Here is a 15,507-nt window from a genome sequence, read left to right as displayed (position 1 = left end):
TCGTCCCCTTGATTGAACGGCCGCGGCCGCCCCCTGTCAAGAGTTTGTCGCGACTTTCGTCCTGCCATCTGCATCGGCATCGGCACTGGCATCGGCGGCAGGGCCGGCGCCCTCGGTCGTCGACTGGCCCGACGGGGCCGGGTGCGTTCGGCGCGGCCACCAGAAGCGGTCGCCGAGGACGACCGCGATGGCCGGGACGAGAAGCGTGCGCACGACGAGGGTGTCGAGCAGGACGCCGACGCAGATGATGACCCCGATCTGGGCCAGCACGACGAGCGGCAGCACACCGAGCACCGCGAAGACCGCGGCGAGCAGGATGCCGGCGCTCGTGATGACGCCGCCCGTGGCGGCCAGGCCACGCAGCATCCCCTGACGCGACCCGTGCAGGCGCGACTCCTCGCGTGCCCGCGTCACGAGGAAGATGTTGTAGTCGACGCCGAGCGCCACGAGGAAGACGAAGGCGAAGAGCGGGGCGCTGTCGTCGAGGCCCGAGAAACCGAAGACCTTCGTGAAGATCCACCACGACGCCCCGACGCTCGCGAGGAAGGTGGCGACGACGGTCGCGACGAGGACGAGCGGTGCGACGACCGAGCGGAGCAGCAGGCCCAGGGCCAGCAGCACGAGGGCGAGCACGATCGGGAAGATGACGAGCCGGTCGCGCGACGACGCCTCCGCCTGGTCGAGGGCCACGGCCTCGGTGCCGGCGACGTGGCTCTGCGGGTGCGACGTGAGTGCCGCGCGCAGGGCCCGCACGGTGTCGGTCGCCTCGTCCGATCCGGGCGCAGCCGCGATGACGGCGTCGACCTCTGCCACCCCGTCCGCCTCCTTGACGGTGCGGGCGCCGGCGACGCCGGGGACGTCCTGCACCGCGGCCGTCACGGCCTGAGGGTCCGCCGTCGTGACGATGACGGCGGGGTCGGCGCTGCCGGCAGGGAAGGACTGGGCCAGCCGCTCGCTCGCGGCGATGGCCTCCGGCTTGCTGAGGAACTGGTCGGCGGGCTTGAGCCCGGTGTCGATCGCGGCGATGCCCGCCGCCATGACCGCGAGCACGACGAGCGTGACGCTGATGATGCGCTTCGGGTGCGCGGCGACGCGGTCGCCGACGCGGCGCCACAGCGAGTGGCCGTCGGCCAGAGCGGCCTCGCCCTCGCGGGGAACCTTGGGCCAGAAGATCCAGCGGTCGAAGAGGACGAGGGCCGCCGGGAGGACGAGCAGGACGAAGGCCGCGACGACGACGACACCAACGGCGCAGGCGAGGCCCAGGCCGCGCGTCGCCGGGAACAGGGAGAGCAGCAGCGTCAGCAGGCCGATGACGACGGTGACGGCGCTCGACAGGACGGCCTCGGACGTGCGGCGAAGGGCCACGGACATGGCCTCCCGCCGGTCGGCGTGGCTGCGGAGCTCGTCCCGGTAGCGCGAGATGAGCAGCAGGGCGTAGTCGGTGCCGGCGCCGAAGACGAGGACCGAGAGGATGCCGATGGTCGACTCGTCCCACACGATGGAGAATGCCGCGAGCGTGTGTGTCGCGACCACGGCCGCGAGTCGGTCCGCGACACCGACGACGACGAGCGGGAAGATCCAGAGGATCGGGCTGCGGTAGGTCAGCACGAGCAGCAGGGCGACGACGGAGGCGGTGGCGATGAGCAGACGCGTGTTGGCGCCCTCGAAGACCGCGGCGAGGTCGGCCTGGACGGCGGCCGGCCCGGTGACCTGGGCCGTGACGCCCTCGGGCAGGTCGGCCTTGACCACCTCTCGGATGTCGCCCACGAGGGCTGCCGTCTCCGTGGCGTCCGTGGCGTCGACGGGCACGATCGCGAGCGCGGCCGTGCCGTCCTCGCTGCGCTGGAGCGGGGCACGGCCGGCGCCGGGGACCTGGGCGACGCGTCCCTCGACGGCCGCCAGGTCGGCGGCGGTCAGCGTGCCGGAGCCCTTGCTGAAGAGGACGACGGCCGTGGAGCCCTCGGCCTCGGGCAGCCGGTCGCGCATCGCGAGCGCCGCTGCGCTGTCGGATCCGATCGGCAGGGCATCGGTCGAGGCCGAGGTGCGCTGCGCCTCGCCCACGGCGCTCACGACGCCCATCGCTCCTGCCAGGGCCAGGACGACGATCGCCACGGCCCACCACTTGCGCGTGATCCTGTCGGTCACCGAACGCACGCCACACCTCCAGTTAAGATGGTTCATCGGGTTACTCAGTAGATTACTAAGTTGGTGAGTGACATTAGCAGCAAACAGACCGTCGGCCAACAGCCGGCTCCGAGCCGTGCCCGCCGCTCGAAGGGTGCGGCCGCCGACGGCGGGCAGCACGCCCGGGCGGACGGGCCGCCCGAGGTCGGCCTCGTTCCCGGCGTGCCCGAGTGGCGCACGACGGGCACCCTCACGGCCCTGCAGGAGCTCGTCGAGGTGTCCGAGACCGTCCCTGCGGTCGTCGCCCGCAAGGCGGGCCTCAGCACGTCGGAGCTGCACTCGCTCCGCCACCTCATGCGCGGACCCATCGGTCCCGTCGACCTCGCCAAAGTGCTCGGGGTGACGTCGGCCGCGTCGTCCGGCGTCGTCGACCGCCTCGTCGGCCACGGGCACGCGGAGCGTCGCTCACACCCCGGCGACGGCCGACGCACCGAGGTGGTCATCACCGAGCGCGGCCGCGCCGAGGTGCTCGCCCGGATGACGCCGATGTTCGAGAGCCTCGCGGCCCTCGACGCGACCCTGTCCGAGGGCGACCGCGTCGTCGTCGAGCGCTACCTCAGGGGTGCGACCGCCGCGATGAAGAACCTCATGACGTGACGCTCAGGCGGGCAGCTTGCCCCTCAGCAGGCTGTCGCCCGAGTGGGCCGGCTTGTCGTCGAACTGCTCCTTGGAGATGTCGACGACGACGTACCCCTGGTCGATGAGCGCCTGGCTGATCGGGAAGGTGCCCGTCTCGCCGGGTCGCAGCACCCCGACGGAGACCATCCGTTTGCCGTCGGCGTTGATGAGCCAGACCTCGAGGTAGCCGTCGCCGGCGTCGAGCGGACGGTCGGTGACGACGTTGAGGTCGAGCCCGTCCCCGGTCCGCACGACCGAGGCCTCTCCCTCCCGCTGGCGCGTGTCGAGGGTCTTCAGGGCGACCTGCGAGACGCTCCCGCTCTCGTTCGGGCTCCAGATGGCCCGCCCGGCGAGCAGGCCCACGACCAGGCTGGCAGCGACGAGCGCGCCGGCCCACGCGGCGGTGCGGCGGCGCGACGGTCGCCGCGCGCCGTCACGGGCGACGCGGATGTCGTGGGCCGCCACGTCGGGGGACGACGCCGCGTTCGCGGTCTCGGGCACCTCTGCCACCGGCGGGTCGTCGGCGTCGATCTCAGCGGCCACCCGCGCCCAGACGGCGTCGTCGGGAGCCTGCCACCCGGCATACGACACCGGGCCGCTCGCGAGGCGCACGGTGCGACGCAGCTGCTCCACGGTCGCGGAGCACTGGCCGCAGGTGGCGACGTGGGCGGAACGCTCGGCGTCGACGGGTTCGCCGAGGGCGAGGTCGACGAGCTCGTCGTCAGTCGGATGCGACACGTTCCACCTCCTTGAGTCGGTCTCTCAGCTCGAGCAGCCCTCGCCTGACGTGGCTCTTGACGGTGCCGAGGGGCATCTCCAGCGTGCGGGCGATCTCCTCCTGCGTGCGGTCCTCCAGGAACGCCATTCGGAGCACGGTCGCTCGAGGATCGCCCATGCGTTCCAGCTCGTGCACGAGAAGCAGTCGCTCGGCCCAGTCTGCCTCGTGGGTGGGCGCCTGCTCCGTGACGACCTCGGACGCGACCGCCTGCAGGTTGCGGTGGGTGCGGTAGCGCTGCGTGCGGACGTCGGCGATCCGGTGCTTCGTGATGCCGACGAGCCAGGCGGCGGGTGACCCCTGGTCGGGTCGCAACGTCGCCCGGCCACGCCACGCGGCGACGAAGACCTGCTGGACGACGTCCTCGGCGTCCTCCCTGGCACCGAGGGCACGCAGGGCGATGGTGTGCACGAGGGGGGACCAGCGGCGGTACATCTCGGCCAGGGCCTCGCGGTCCCCACCGGACAGCCGGACGGCGAGCTCGGCGGACTCGACGTCAGGATCGTCGTGCACGTGCACGGACCCACCTAACCACGTGGGGCTCATGCGAGCGGCTCGGCGGTCACGACGACGTTCTCGTCGTAGCGACGCCGTTCGCGGTCGAAGTCGCCGCCGCACGTCACGACGTGGAGCAGGGCCGGCCCGTCGCGGGCGAAGAGTGCCGCGAGGTCGAGCGTCGTCTTGCGGACGCTGGCCACCGACGTCACGGCGTACCGCCTCGTCACCTCGCCCGACCGCACCGTGATGACGTCGCCCGTGCGCAGCTCCTCGACAGTGGCGATGGGGCCGATGCCGTAGCCCGGCATGTCGAGGTGGGCCGCGAGGACCGTCGACCCGGCGTCGTCGCCGGGTCGGGGGCCGTAGCGGTACCAGCCCACCTGCGCAGGCGTCTCCGGCAGCGCCATCTCGCCGTCACGGGCGACGCCCACCGGCACGACCCGCATGTCGATGCCGAGACGGCGGATCGTCAGGCGGTCGGGGACTGCCGCGGTCGCACCCGCCTGCTGCGTCGCCGGGTGGACCGCTGGTCGTGCCGGACCGGCCGAGCCGTCCGTCCCGGCCGGCGACCCCGACCCCGGCGACCCCGGTTGCGGGGCAGGGGTCGTGGGGTCGCCGGCGGGGCGTGCCGCGGTGCTGGTGACGCCCGCCACCGACGCCGCTGGGAGGGCGGCATCCGAGTCACGCGTCAGCCACGCCACGCCCACGCCCGCCAGGAGAGCGGCCGCGAGCGCGGCGGCCACCCCCCTGGACGGGCTCGATGCCCGGGCCCGGGAGCGACCCGGTCCGGGGTCGACGGTGCGGTTCATCTCGGTCGTTCGTGACGGGTGCGTACCGGGTCAGCGGACCCCGGCGGCCCGGCGGCGCGACACGAGGACGAGCCCGCCTGCGGCGGCAGCGGCGCCGATGACGGCCGCGTAGCGAGCGACATCGGAGGACTCCCGCGCCGCAGCGGCCTGGCCGCCGGCCCCGGCCGGGACGCCGCCCGGGGCCGAGTGCATGCCGGAGAGGGTCTGGACTGCGAGCTCGAGGTTCTTGTCGGCGGCGCTGCCCCACGCGTACACGATCGTGTTGGTGCCCTCCTTGAGGTCGAGGTCGGCCGGGCCGATCGCGACGGTGTCGGTCCCCGCGAGGACGACGTCGGCCGAGATCGTGCCGGCGGGCAGGTCGGCCTTGGCCTCGTTCGGGTTGGTGAGGTTCTTGAACGCCACCGTGCCGTTGGCCCGGACGTCGACTGCCGGGGCGGCGGCCGTGTGGCGCACGGTGATCCGCGCCTTGCCGGCATCGATCGTGGACGTGTCGTTGACGAAGGGCGTGAGGACCGGCTTGCCGGCCTCGGACAGGTGCGCGACGACGGTGACGTTGGCGCCGCCCGGCACCTTGACGTCGTTGGCCTCGATGACGGCTGCGCCACCGGCGCCCGCGCCGGCCTGCGTGACCTTGAGGTCGTAGGTGCCCTCGGGAAGCATCAGCGGATCGGTCAGCGTGCCCGGCTTGAAGTCCGTCAGGAGGGCCTTGCCGTTGGCGTAGACGTCGACCGTCGCGCCGGGCACGGCGTGGAGGATCGAGACCGTGGCGTCGGCCGCGTGGGCCGGGGCCGCGAGGAAGGCGGCCGGGGCGAGGGCGAGGGTCGTGGCGGCGGCGATGCGAAGCGACTTCATGGTCGTTCCTTTCCAGAGGGGTGAGTGCTCGAGTGCGACGGGGCCGCGCTCGGGTGGAGGTGCATCCGGGAGGGGGATCTGTGGTGTGCGGTGCGGACCTCGGGGGCCGCGCGGAGGGCGTCAGAGGTCGGCGGGTCGCAGGACGAGGACGATGCCGTGCGCGATCTGCCGGTTGCCCTTGTTGATGTCGAGCGCCCGCGGGTTGAGCAGCGGGTCGGCATCGTTGCGGTCGCCGTCGACGAGGCGGACGAGCTTGAGCCAGCGCGACAGCACGTCGACCTTGATGCTCTTGCCCGGGAGCGCCGTCGCCAGCATCGCGCCGTCGGACCGGAGGGCCTGCGACGAGGTGACGGGGCCGCCGGGGACGACGTGGTAGAGCAGGACCTGCTCCAGGGCGTCGATGCCGACGGCGCCGGCGAGCGCCTCGAAGACCTTCGTCTCGGAGCCGTACCAGCGGCCCGTCAGGTCGGCAGCGAGGACCTGGAAGGCCCGGTCGTTGGGGATGAAGGCCGTCAGCGGCACGTCACCCTGCGTCAGCAGGCCCACCGGGCTGTCGGGCTTCGCCGCGAGGACGGCCAGGACCGCCTCGGTGACGATGTCGTAGTCGTACCAGTTGCCGTCGAACTGGTTGCCGTCCGCGAGCAGCACGTCGGCGAGGCTCGTGGTTCCGGTCGGGGCGGCTGCGGCGACCGCCGACGCCTGGGTGCGCGAGGCACTGGATGCACTCGATGCACTCGATGCGCCCGACGCAGCAGGGGCGGCGACGGCGGCAGGGACGGCGAGGGCGCCCGCCAGGGCCGCGACGACGGGGACGAGATGGCGCTTCTTCACGGTCTGTCCTCTCTCCGGGAGCGACGGCGTCGTGTGCCGTCTGCCCCTACTTCCGAGGACGTGCCGTGCAGGGATGCACCTGCCGCGAACTTTCTTCTCGCGGTGGGGGCGTGCCGCGTCAGAGGTGTGCGTTGACCGCCTCGGCCGCGCGCTGGCCGGAGACGAGCGCGCCCTGGATCGAGGCTGTGTCGCGGTGGTCGCCGCAGACGAAGACGCCGTCGCCGAGCGTGACCGGTGACCGCACCTCGAGGGGCGGTGTCATGGCGGGCAGCGCCGCGTCGACGCGGTGTCGCGTGACGACGCGCCAGTCCGTCGTGTCGCAGCCGTAGATCTCGCCGACGTGGCGCAGGACGTCGGCCTCCGACGCGTCGCCGTCGGCACGGTCGAGCAGGCACGTCGCCTCGACGAGGTGCTCCGTCGGCGGGGCGTAGCTCGGGGCTGCGGCCGTCATGACGGCGGTGTTCCACACCGGGCCGGGTGGGACGGAGTCGTGGCGTCGTCCGTCGACGGCCACGAGGGGCAGGGAGTGGGGCGGCTCCGGCGCGTCGAACCACCACGTGACGAGGCCCTTGGTCGGCGGCTCGGGCAGGGTCGTGAGGGTCGCCGCCCCAATGGGGTCGGTGGCGACGACGGCGCTGCGGGCCCTCAGGCGCCGGCCGTCGACGCGGACGTCGACGCCCCCGTGCACGGTCGTGATCGACTCGACGTGGCTGTTGAGCCGGACGCGGTCGCCGAGCGGCTTCGCGACCTGTTCGGGCAGGGCCTGCATGCCCGTCGCCGGGACGGCCGGCCGGCCCAGCGCGAACATCCGCACGAGCAGCTTCGTGAAGTTGGCCGACGAGCCGCCGTGGCTGTCGACGAGGACGCCGGCGAGGAAGGGGTCGAGCACCTCACGGCGGAGGCGACCCGTGACACCGGCCTCGTCGAGTGAGTCGGCGAGGGTCGAGTCCTTCTGGGCGAGAACGGTCTTCGGGTCGGCGATGACGCGAGCGGTCCACCGCGTGACGCCTGCCAGCTCACGCGGGTGGAGGTAGCCGCTGCGCATCGTCTGGGCGAGCAGCCGCGGCTCGCGCATCGGGTCGGCGAGCACCTGCAGGCCGTTCGTGCGCCGCACCAGCACCCCGGACCCGAAGGGCTTGAGGTCGAGCGTCGACACGTCGACCCACCGCCGCACCGCCGGGTAGGCGGGGTTGAGCACCTGGAAGCCCCGGTCGCACCGGAAGCCGTCGACGACGTCGGTGCGGATGCGCCCGCCGACCCCGTCGCTCGACTCGAGGACGACGACCTCATGACCGAGCTCGGTCAGTCGTCGCGCGCACCGCAGCCCTGCCAGCCCTGCCCCGACGATGACGACGTCAGCGTCCACGAAAGGATCACCCCACTGCTCGAGTCCGGCCCCCGTCGCAGCGTAGACCTCGCGGGTCGGTCGCGGGGTGGCTGCGAGGGCCATATCCGAGGCGGGCACCCGGCCGGCTCACGACGCGCCGCCGGACCGTCGCGACACGCGTTCCGAGGGCGCGGCGCCGAGGTCCTCAGACCGTGCGCAGCCGTCGCGACGTCTCCGGCGTCGCCCGCCGTCGGGTGTGCCAGCGCCCGGCGGCGACGACGACGACCACGGCGGCGACGACCGCTGCGATGCCGGTCACGAGGGAGCCCGGCTCGTCCCCGAGGCGGCCGACGGCGATCCACGCGAGCCCCCAGGCCATCGCGGCGGCGACCGACCAGCGGCCACCGAGGCGACGGGCGAAGACGATGCCGAGTCCGGCCGCGACGGCCAGGACGACCACCGCCGCAGCCTGGTTGGCGGTGGCGCCGAGGTCCACGCCCGAGTCCACCAGTGCCGCAGTGATGTTGGCGCACGTCGCGACGGCGACCCAGCCGAGGTAGAGGCCGAACGTGCCGTCGAGGACGACCTGCTCCCACGTCGACCTGGCGGGCTCACGGGTCAGGCGGCGCAGGAGGACGCCGAGGGTCAGCGCGAGCGTGACGATGACGGCGACGCTCGCCCAGATCCAGCCCTGCTGCGTGACGAGGAGCCACGTCGCGTTGAGCACCATCGACGCGGCGGCGAGCCACCCGGTGCTACGCACCCGCTCGCGAACGGCGTTGACAGGCAGGGCCTGCCACACGGCATACGCGAGGAGGCCGAGGTAGATCGGGGTCCAGATCGAGAAGGCCGGGCCGGCGGGCGCGATGAGGGTCGCGGTCGCGGCGAGGGCTCCTCCCGAGGACTCCTCGACGCGCGTGCCGAGGACGCCCACGCCGAAGAGCGTGCCGACGACGCAGAAGATCTCGGCGGCGACGACGGCCGCGCGACGCAGCTGGTCGCTGCTGGTCAGGGCAGCCGTCGTCGGGGTGGTGGATCCGGGCATGTCGGTCACCTCAGTCGCTCGGGAGATTGCTCATCCAGTTAGCGACCTTAACAGAGAGTGGCGCGGCCACCGGTCTATCCGCGCAGGCGCACCGACAGGCAGGTGACGCAGCCCTCGAGCTTCTCGAACTCGGAGATGTCGACGGTCGTCACGTCGTGCCCGCGGGCGGCGAGCAGCTGCGCGGTGCGCGGCGCGGACGCCGACATGAGCACGGACATGCCGCCGAGCAGCACGACGTGGGCGCCTGACTCCTCTGGAACAGCGAGGAACCGGGGCCACGCGCTCAGGTCGTCGACGAGCGGCGGGTAGCCCAGGACGGTCCCGTCGGGCAGAGCGGTCACCGCAGACTTGAGGTGCAGGACCTTCGACACGGGCACCGCCACGACCTCGACGCGATGGCCCGCCCACGCGCGCCGCAGCTGCTCGATGCCGACGAGGTTCGTCCGGCCGCCGACACCGACCCACACGACGTGCCCGTGCTTGAGCACGTCCCCGCCGTCGAGGGTGCCGGGCTCCTCGACCTCGACGACCCGGTAGCCCTGTGCCTCGACGGCCTCGCGCACCCCCGCGCGCTCGCCGCGGCGTCCGGGGGCGCCGGCCCGGCACAGGATCGCGACGTCGCCGTGCACGACGACCTGGTCCTCGATGAAGACGCCGTCGGGGCAGTCGTCGACCGGAGGTGCCTCGACGACCGACCAACCGCGACGTCCGAGCACGTCGACGTACTCCTGCCACTGCCGCAGGGCCAGCTCGCCGTCGACGGAGGCCGAGCGCTCGATGTGCGTCACGATCCCGTCCGCGAGACGAGGGGAGGGTCGACGGACGAGCGCGAGGCGACGGTGCACGCGCTCACTCTAGGGGCGCGGCGCCGACCGGTCGGAGGTCGCAACGGCCGGTCAGGGCGCGAGGATCGGCTTCTCGTCGGAGCGTGCGGTCGGCCACCAGCCCTGGGTCTGCGCGGTGTGGGTCAGCTGCTCCCGGTAGGCCGAGCCCGCTGCGCGCACGCACCGCTCGACGTCCTCGTCGTCGAGCGCCCCCAGCCGCCAGCGGAGCAGGCGCCGGGCCGTGATCGGCTGGTCGCACAGCGGCCGCAGCACACCGCCCGGCGGGGCGGACGCCGTGGGCACGGCGAAGGACACGGCGCGGCCGGCGACGACCGCCGGCCACAACGGCCCGAGGTCGTGCGGTCCGTAGGACGAACGGAGGGTGACGCCGAGACGGGCGAGCACGGTGCTCGTCGCCTCGGACCCGGGGTCGACCTCGGTCGGCGGCAGGATCCAGTCCTCGCCGGCGAGCTCCCTGATGTCGACGCACCGCTGGGCCGCCAGCGGGTGCGACGCGGACAACGCGACGAGCAGCGGCTCGCGCTCGACGATGACGCGTTCGCCGATCATCGACCGCGCGCGCTCCTCGCGCAGGTCGGCCACGAGCGCGATGACGACCGCGACGTCGACCCGGCCGTCGCTGATCGCCTCGGTCGTGGTCCCGCCGGCCAGCGGCGGCACGGGCATCAACGGTCGTCGCATGTCCGTCGCGTAGGCGTGGCTGACGAAGGACGTGAAGTAGCGCATCGAGTCCGACGTGATGCGCAGCGGGGCGTCGCTCGCGCGGTGGGTGCGCACGTCCTCACGCAGCGCCGCCACCTCGTCGAGGACGGTGCGGGCCCGCGACACGACGCGTTCGCCGATCGCGGTGCACGCGACCCCGTCTCCGCTCGGCCGGAACAGGGTGCAGCCGAGGGCGCGTTCGATGCGGCCGACCTCGGAGCCCAGGGTCGACGGGGACACCCCCAGAGCGGCCGCCGCGGCGGGGATGCTGCCCTGCTGCGCGACCACCGCGACGACGCGCAGGTGACGGACCTCGAGCTCCACGTACCGAGCGTAGGCCGCACGCCCGACGGCGCCACCCGGGACGTGCGGCGCTCCCGGCGCCGTGCCCGCCCATCGGCGCTTCAATGGGCTTGACCCTCACGTCGCGTGAGGCGTCACGCTCGATCCCATGACTGGAAGGACGCAGGAGATGACCACCTGGACGGTGGGGCAGGTCGCCGAGCTCTTCGGCGTGACGGTGCGCACGCTGCACCACTACGACGAGATCGGCCTGCTCGTCCCGAGCGAGCGCTCGCGGGCGGGCTACCGCCTCTACACCGACGAGGACCTCACGCGCCTGCAGCAGGTCGTGGTCTACCGGCGGCTCGAGATGCCGCTCGACGAGATCGCGACGCTGCTGCGAGGCGGTGAGGACGCGGCCGACCACCTGCGCCGGCAGCGCGCCACCGTCATGACCCGGCTGGACGAGCTGCGCGAGCTCGTCTCGGCCATCGACCGAGCACTGGAGCGAGAGATGAACGAGCAGCCCGCCACGCCTGAGGACCTCAAGGAGCTCTTCGGCGACGGCTTCAGCGACGAGTACGAGCAGGAGGCCCAGGAGCGCTGGGGTGAGACCGACGCCTGGAAGCAGTCGCGGTCGCGCACCAAGCGCTACACGAAGGCCGACTGGGAGCAGGTCAAGCAGGAGGCCGACGCCGTCAACGCCGCCTTCGTCACAGCACTGCAGTCAGGCGAGCCCGCGACGAGCGAGGCGGCCATGGACGCGGCCGAGCAGCACCGCCGACACATCCACGACCGCTTCTACGACCTCGACCACACCTTCCACCGGGGGCTCGCCGACATGTACGTCGCCGATCCCCGCTTCACGAAGACGTACGAGGACATCGCACCCGGCCTCGCGGCATACGTGCGCGACGCGATCCACGCCAACGCCGACCGCCACCGGCAGTGACGTCGAGGGCATGCCGGGCCGAGCGGTCGCTGGATCGCTCGGCCCGGTGACTCCGGCGCCCCTCAGGCGCAGGACATGTGGTCGAACGAGACCGTCACGGTGCCGTTCGCGTTGAGCGTGGCCTGGGCGTTGTCGTGGAACTGCAGGTGGGACCCGTCCGTGCCTGTCGCGTTGACGTTGAACGTGCTGTGCTCGACGCCGTTGCGCAGGTTGTTCTCGTCACCGAACCACGTGGCGAAGTGTCCCGTGTAGGTGACCTTCGAGGGGTCGTCCGGCGTGAACGTGAACTTGCCCTCGACCGTGCCCGTGAACCACGAGCCGGTCTTGTTGATGGTGCCGTGGAAGATCTGGTTCTCCACGGCGCTGACCGTGCCCGGGTCCCCGGTGCACGGGTTCATGTCGTGGAACACGTCGACGACCGAGTGCTGGTTGTCGGTGAACGTGACGGCTCCGTTGCCGCCGGCACCGGCGGACACGGCGCTGACGACGAGAAGCGGTGCGACGACGGCCATCGCGCAGGTGGCCCGAATGCTGAGTCGGCTCATACGACTCTCCCTTGAAGGTGTGTTCCTGTGGCCCCCGAGGGGGGACTGTGGCCCCTTGTCGAGGGTGCTCCCACTCCGCAGGGCAGGTGGGTGAAACGGGAGAATCCCAGCCACCTTCCAGCCGGCGCGGCCGGGGCGCCCACCAGTTGAACGGCGCCCCGTGCCTGACCGCCGCCCGCCGTAACCTTGGGCCATGCGAGTTGGTGTCTTCGGTGCGACGGGTCAGGTGGGTGGCGTCATGCGCGCCCTTCTCGAGGAGCGGGACTTCCCGGTGACGCAGGTGCGGTTCTTCGCGTCGGCGCGCTCGGCCGGCACGACGCTCCCGTTCAAGGGCGAGGACGTCACGGTCGAGGACTCGGCGACCGCCGACTTCTCCGGCATCGACATCGCCCTCTTCTCCAACGGTGGCGCCGCGAGCCGGGAGCTCGCGCCGAAGGTGGCCGCCGCCGGTGCGACCGTCGTCGACAACTCCAGCGCGTGGCGCAAGGACCCCGAGGTGCCCCTCGTCGTCTCGGAGGTCAACGCCGCCGACCTCGACGACATCCCCAAGGGCATCGTCGCCAACCCCAACTGCACGACGATGGCCGCGATGCCGGTGCTGAAGCCGCTCCACGAGAAGGCCGGCCTCGTGCGGCTGCATGTCAGCAGCTACCAGGCCGTGAGCGGCTCCGGCGGTGTGGGCGTACAGGAGCTCGACCGCCAGCTCAAGGGCGCGTATGCCGCGGGCGACCCCACCGGGCTCGCCCTCGACGGGCGCGCGGTGGCCGTCCCCGAGGCCCAGCTGTATGCCGTGCCCGTCGGCTTCAACGTCGTGCCCCTCGCGGGGTCCATCGTCGACGACGGCTCGCTCGAGACGGACGAGGAGCAGAAGCTGCGCAACGAGTCGCGCAAGATCCTGCACGCCCCCGACCTCCGGGTCTCGGGCACGTGCGTGCGCGTCCCGGTCTTCACCGGGCACAGCCTCGCGATCCACGCCGAGTTCGCCGAGGACATCTCCCCGGAGGAGGCGCTCGACCTGCTCAAGAACGCTCCGGGCGTCATCGTCACCGACGTGCCCAACCCGCTCGAGGCCGCCGGCCGCGACGAGGTCTTCGTCGGGCGCGTCCGGGCCGACCAGGCGGCACCCGAGGGCAAGGGGCTCGTGCTCTTCGTCGTCGGCGACAACCTCCGCAAGGGCGCGGCCCTCAACGCCGTCCAGATCGCCGAGGCGCTCGTCGCCCGTCGCTGACGGTCACCCGCCCACCCCGCAACACACCGCGCAGGTCACAACCCACCGGGATCGGAACGCGGTGGGTTGTGACCTTCTCGGTGTGTTGCGGGTGAGACGTCGGGGACGCGGGTCCGGTGTCCGGGCGCTGGCATAGGGTCGGGGCGTGACGGAGAACCTCGCGGCCGCGACCCATCGGCAGGGCACCGCCCCCGGGCTCTTCGTCTGCTTCGAGGGCGGCGACGGCGCGGGCAAGTCGACCCAGGTGCGCCTGCTCACGGAGGCCCTCGAGCAGCGGGGCCGCGAGGTCGTCGTGACCCGCCAGCCCGGAGGCACGCCGCTCGGCGCGCAGATCCGCGAGCTCGTGCTGCACGGCGACCACGTCGCGGCGCGGGCAGAGGCGCTGCTCTTCGCGGCCGACAAGGCCCACCACGTCGAGCAGCTCATCAAGCCGGCGCTCGTGCGCGGCGCCGTCGTCATCACCGACCGCTACGTCGACAGCTCGATCACCTACCAGGGGGCCGGCCGCGAGCTCGGCCGCGACGAGATCACCGCCCTGCAGCACTGGGCCGTCGGTGGCCTGCTGCCCGACCTGACCATCGTCCTCGACGTCTCGCCCGAGGTGGGCCGGGCGCGCCGCGGCACCGTGCACGACCGCCTCGAGTCCGAGGCCGACGCCTTCCACGCCGCGGTCCGCCGCGGCTACCTCGAGCTCGCCGCTGCCGACCCCGAGCGCTACCTCGTCCTCGACGCGACCGGGTCGGTCGAGCGGCTCCACGCCGGCGTCGTCGACGGCGTCGACCGCGTCATGGCGGCCCGCCGATGACCGTGTGGGCCGACCTCGTCGGCCAGGAGCCCACGATCGAGACGCTCTCGCGTGCCGTCAGCGACGAGTCCGCGATGACGCACGCGTGGCTCTTCACCGGTCCGCCCGGCTCGGGCCGCTCGACCGCCGCCCGGGCCTTCGCCGCCGCCCTCCAGTGCCCCGACGGTGGCTGCGGCCAGTGCCGCGAGTGCCGCACGGCCCTCGACGGCAGCCACGCCGACGTCAAGGTCGTCGCCACCGAGGGCCTGTCGATCAAGGTCGCCGAGGCCCGGGCGCTCGTCCAGGAGGCCGCGCTGCGCCCGTCGGTGGGCCGCTGGCGCATCATCATCATCGAGGACGCCGACCGCCTCACCGCCTACACCGACGCCCCGGCCGACGCGCTGCTCAAGGCCCTCGAGGAGCCGACGCCGCGCACGGTCTGGATGCTCTGCGCCCCGAGCCTCGAGGACGTCATCGTCACGATCCGCTCGCGGTCGCGACACGTCCGTCTGCGCACACCGCCGGTCGAGGCCGTCGCCGAGCTGCTCCAGCGACGCGACGGGGTCGACCCCGCCATGGCGTTGTATGCCGCGCGCGCGGCCCAGTCGCACGTCGGGCTCGCGCGCCGACTGGCTCGCGACGAGCAGGCCCGCATCCGCCGCCGTGACGTCATCGCCATGGCGACCAAGATCCTCGGGGTCGGTGACGCCATCGGCGCCGCCGCCGACCTCGCCCAGATCGCCGAGGAGGAGTCGACCGCCTCGAGCGCCGAGCGCGACGCCGCCGAGCGCGCGCACCTCATGGAGACGCTCGGCGCCGACCCCACCGCGCGCACCCAGCCGCCCCATATCCGCTCGCAGCTCGCCGCCCTCGAGCGCGAGCAGAAGACGCGGGCCACCCGCTCGGCCCGCGACGTCGTCGACCGGGCCCTCATCGACCTCACCTCGATCTACCGCGACGCGCTCGTGCTGCGCCTGCGCTCCGACGTCGACCTCGTCAACCCCGACGCCGTCGACAAGGTGCGCGCGCTCGCCGGGGTCTTCAGCCCCGAGCAGCTGCTCGCCGCCATGGACGCCATCAACGAGGCCCGCGACCGCATCAACGCCAACGTGTCGCCGCTGCTCGCGCTCGAGGCGATGGCTCTGCAGCTGCGGGTCCCGCGCGACCTCGGCATCTGACCCACCCGGGTCGGCCGGTGGTGTGAGGTTCTTCATGCGTGACGGGGGAGCG

General features: G+C 72.9%; 16 protein-coding genes. 5 read left to right on the top strand and 11 right to left on the bottom strand.

Annotated features, from left to right (window positions below; translation table 11 throughout):
• Positions 1–36: 36 nt before the first annotated feature.
• Positions 37–2,145, bottom strand: coding sequence for an MMPL family transporter (locus tag H283_RS25765; RefSeq protein ID WP_231372326.1), 2,109 nt, complete (start codon positions 2,143–2,145; stop codon positions 37–39).
• Positions 2,146–2,208: 63 nt separating this feature from the next.
• Between H283_RS25765 and H283_RS0119235 the strand changes: the two genes are divergently transcribed.
• Positions 2,209–2,781, top strand: a complete 573-nt coding sequence (locus tag H283_RS0119235; protein ID WP_231372325.1) for a MarR family winged helix-turn-helix transcriptional regulator — start codon at positions 2,209–2,211, stop codon at positions 2,779–2,781.
• A gap of 3 nt (positions 2,782–2,784) precedes the next feature.
• Here H283_RS0119235 and H283_RS0119230 read toward each other — a convergent pair whose 3' ends face one another.
• From H283_RS0119230 to H283_RS0119190, 9 genes are all read right to left on the bottom strand, one after another.
• Positions 2,785–3,540 (bottom strand): anti-sigma factor, encoded by a 756-nt coding sequence (locus H283_RS0119230; RefSeq protein ID WP_020145156.1) that lies wholly within the window; start codon positions 3,538–3,540, stop codon positions 2,785–2,787.
• Complete coding sequence (locus H283_RS0119225) at positions 3,524–4,096, bottom strand: RNA polymerase sigma factor (protein WP_020145155.1); 573 nt, start codon at positions 4,094–4,096, stop codon at positions 3,524–3,526. Before H283_RS0119225 ends, H283_RS0119230 begins: the two co-directional genes overlap by 17 nt.
• 23 nt (positions 4,097–4,119) lie before the next feature.
• A complete protein-coding gene (locus H283_RS25760; RefSeq protein WP_020145154.1) occupies positions 4,120–4,884 on the bottom strand; it encodes a class F sortase in 765 nt (254 codons plus the stop codon).
• 30 nt (positions 4,885–4,914) lie between these two features.
• Entirely contained in the window at positions 4,915–5,736 is an 822-nt protein-coding gene (locus H283_RS0119215) for a DUF4397 domain-containing protein (protein WP_020145153.1), read from the bottom strand.
• 120 nt (positions 5,737–5,856) lie between these two features.
• On the bottom strand, positions 5,857–6,567 hold the full coding sequence (locus H283_RS0119210) for a fasciclin domain-containing protein (protein ID WP_020145152.1): 711 nt from the start codon (positions 6,565–6,567) through the stop codon (positions 5,857–5,859).
• A gap of 118 nt (positions 6,568–6,685) precedes the next feature.
• Entirely contained in the window at positions 6,686–7,933 is a 1,248-nt protein-coding gene (locus H283_RS0119205) for an NAD(P)/FAD-dependent oxidoreductase (protein ID WP_028785741.1), read from the bottom strand.
• 166 nt (positions 7,934–8,099) lie between these two features.
• Positions 8,100–8,939, bottom strand: coding sequence for a TspO/MBR family protein (locus H283_RS0119200; RefSeq protein ID WP_043650211.1), 840 nt, complete (start codon positions 8,937–8,939; stop codon positions 8,100–8,102).
• Between the two features lie 74 nt (positions 8,940–9,013).
• The gene (gene ddaH / locus H283_RS0119195) at positions 9,014–9,784 is read right to left on the bottom strand and encodes a dimethylargininase (protein WP_020145149.1); all 771 of its coding nucleotides are present in this window, start codon (positions 9,782–9,784) and stop codon (positions 9,014–9,016) included.
• A 51-nt stretch (positions 9,785–9,835) separates the two neighbouring features.
• Positions 9,836–10,810 (bottom strand): LysR family transcriptional regulator, encoded by a 975-nt coding sequence (locus H283_RS0119190; RefSeq protein ID WP_196806024.1) that lies wholly within the window; start codon positions 10,808–10,810, stop codon positions 9,836–9,838.
• Between the two features lie 148 nt (positions 10,811–10,958).
• Here H283_RS0119190 and H283_RS0119185 point away from each other — a divergent pair, with 148 nt between their 5' ends.
• On the top strand, positions 10,959–11,720 hold the full coding sequence (locus tag H283_RS0119185) for a MerR family transcriptional regulator (RefSeq protein ID WP_020145147.1): 762 nt from the start codon (positions 10,959–10,961) through the stop codon (positions 11,718–11,720).
• A gap of 62 nt (positions 11,721–11,782) precedes the next feature.
• Here the strand turns inward: H283_RS0119185 and H283_RS0119180 are convergent, their stop codons facing one another.
• Entirely contained in the window at positions 11,783–12,265 is a 483-nt protein-coding gene (locus H283_RS0119180; protein ID WP_156023314.1) for a hypothetical protein, read from the bottom strand.
• 193 nt (positions 12,266–12,458) lie between these two features.
• Between H283_RS0119180 and H283_RS0119175 the strand changes: the two genes are divergently transcribed.
• The 3 genes from H283_RS0119175 to H283_RS0119165 all read left to right on the top strand — a co-directional run bounded on the left by H283_RS0119175 (position 12,459) and on the right by H283_RS0119165 (position 15,455).
• Complete coding sequence (locus H283_RS0119175; RefSeq protein ID WP_028785740.1) at positions 12,459–13,493, top strand: aspartate-semialdehyde dehydrogenase; 1,035 nt, start codon at positions 12,459–12,461, stop codon at positions 13,491–13,493.
• Between the two features lie 145 nt (positions 13,494–13,638).
• A complete protein-coding gene (gene tmk, locus H283_RS0119170) occupies positions 13,639–14,298 on the top strand; it encodes a dTMP kinase (protein ID WP_020145144.1) in 660 nt (219 codons plus the stop codon).
• Complete coding sequence (locus H283_RS0119165) at positions 14,295–15,455, top strand: DNA polymerase III subunit delta' (RefSeq protein WP_020145143.1); 1,161 nt, start codon at positions 14,295–14,297, stop codon at positions 15,453–15,455. Before tmk ends, H283_RS0119165 begins: the two co-directional genes overlap by 4 nt.
• The last annotated feature ends 52 nt before the right edge of the window (positions 15,456–15,507 follow it).

Origin of the sequence: Terracoccus sp. 273MFTsu3.1, assembly GCF_000383675.1 — a bacterium.
GTDB lineage: Bacteria > Actinomycetota > Actinomycetes > Actinomycetales > Dermatophilaceae > Terrabacter.
This window is presented reverse-complemented; position numbering and strand designations above follow the sequence as displayed.

Bases quoted from the DNA above. Each gene is read 5' to 3' on its own strand.
- H283_RS25760 (WP_020145154.1), bottom strand. From the start codon at position 4,884: ATGAACCGCACCGTCGACCCCGGACCGGGTCGCTCCCGGGCCCGGGCA.
- H283_RS0119215 (WP_020145153.1), bottom strand. From the start codon at position 5,736: ATGAAGTCGCTTCGCATCGCCGCCGCCACGACCCTCGCCCTCGCCCCG.
- H283_RS0119200 (WP_043650211.1), bottom strand. From the start codon at position 8,939: ATGCCCGGATCCACCACCCCGACGACGGCTGCCCTGACCAGCAGCGAC.
- H283_RS0119185 (WP_020145147.1), top strand. From the start codon at position 10,959: ATGACCACCTGGACGGTGGGGCAGGTCGCCGAGCTCTTCGGCGTGACG.
- H283_RS0119180 (WP_156023314.1), bottom strand. From the start codon at position 12,265: ATGAGCCGACTCAGCATTCGGGCCACCTGCGCGATGGCCGTCGTCGCA.
- H283_RS0119175 (WP_028785740.1), top strand. From the start codon at position 12,459: ATGCGAGTTGGTGTCTTCGGTGCGACGGGTCAGGTGGGTGGCGTCATG.
- H283_RS0119165 (WP_020145143.1), top strand. From the start codon at position 14,295: ATGACCGTGTGGGCCGACCTCGTCGGCCAGGAGCCCACGATCGAGACG.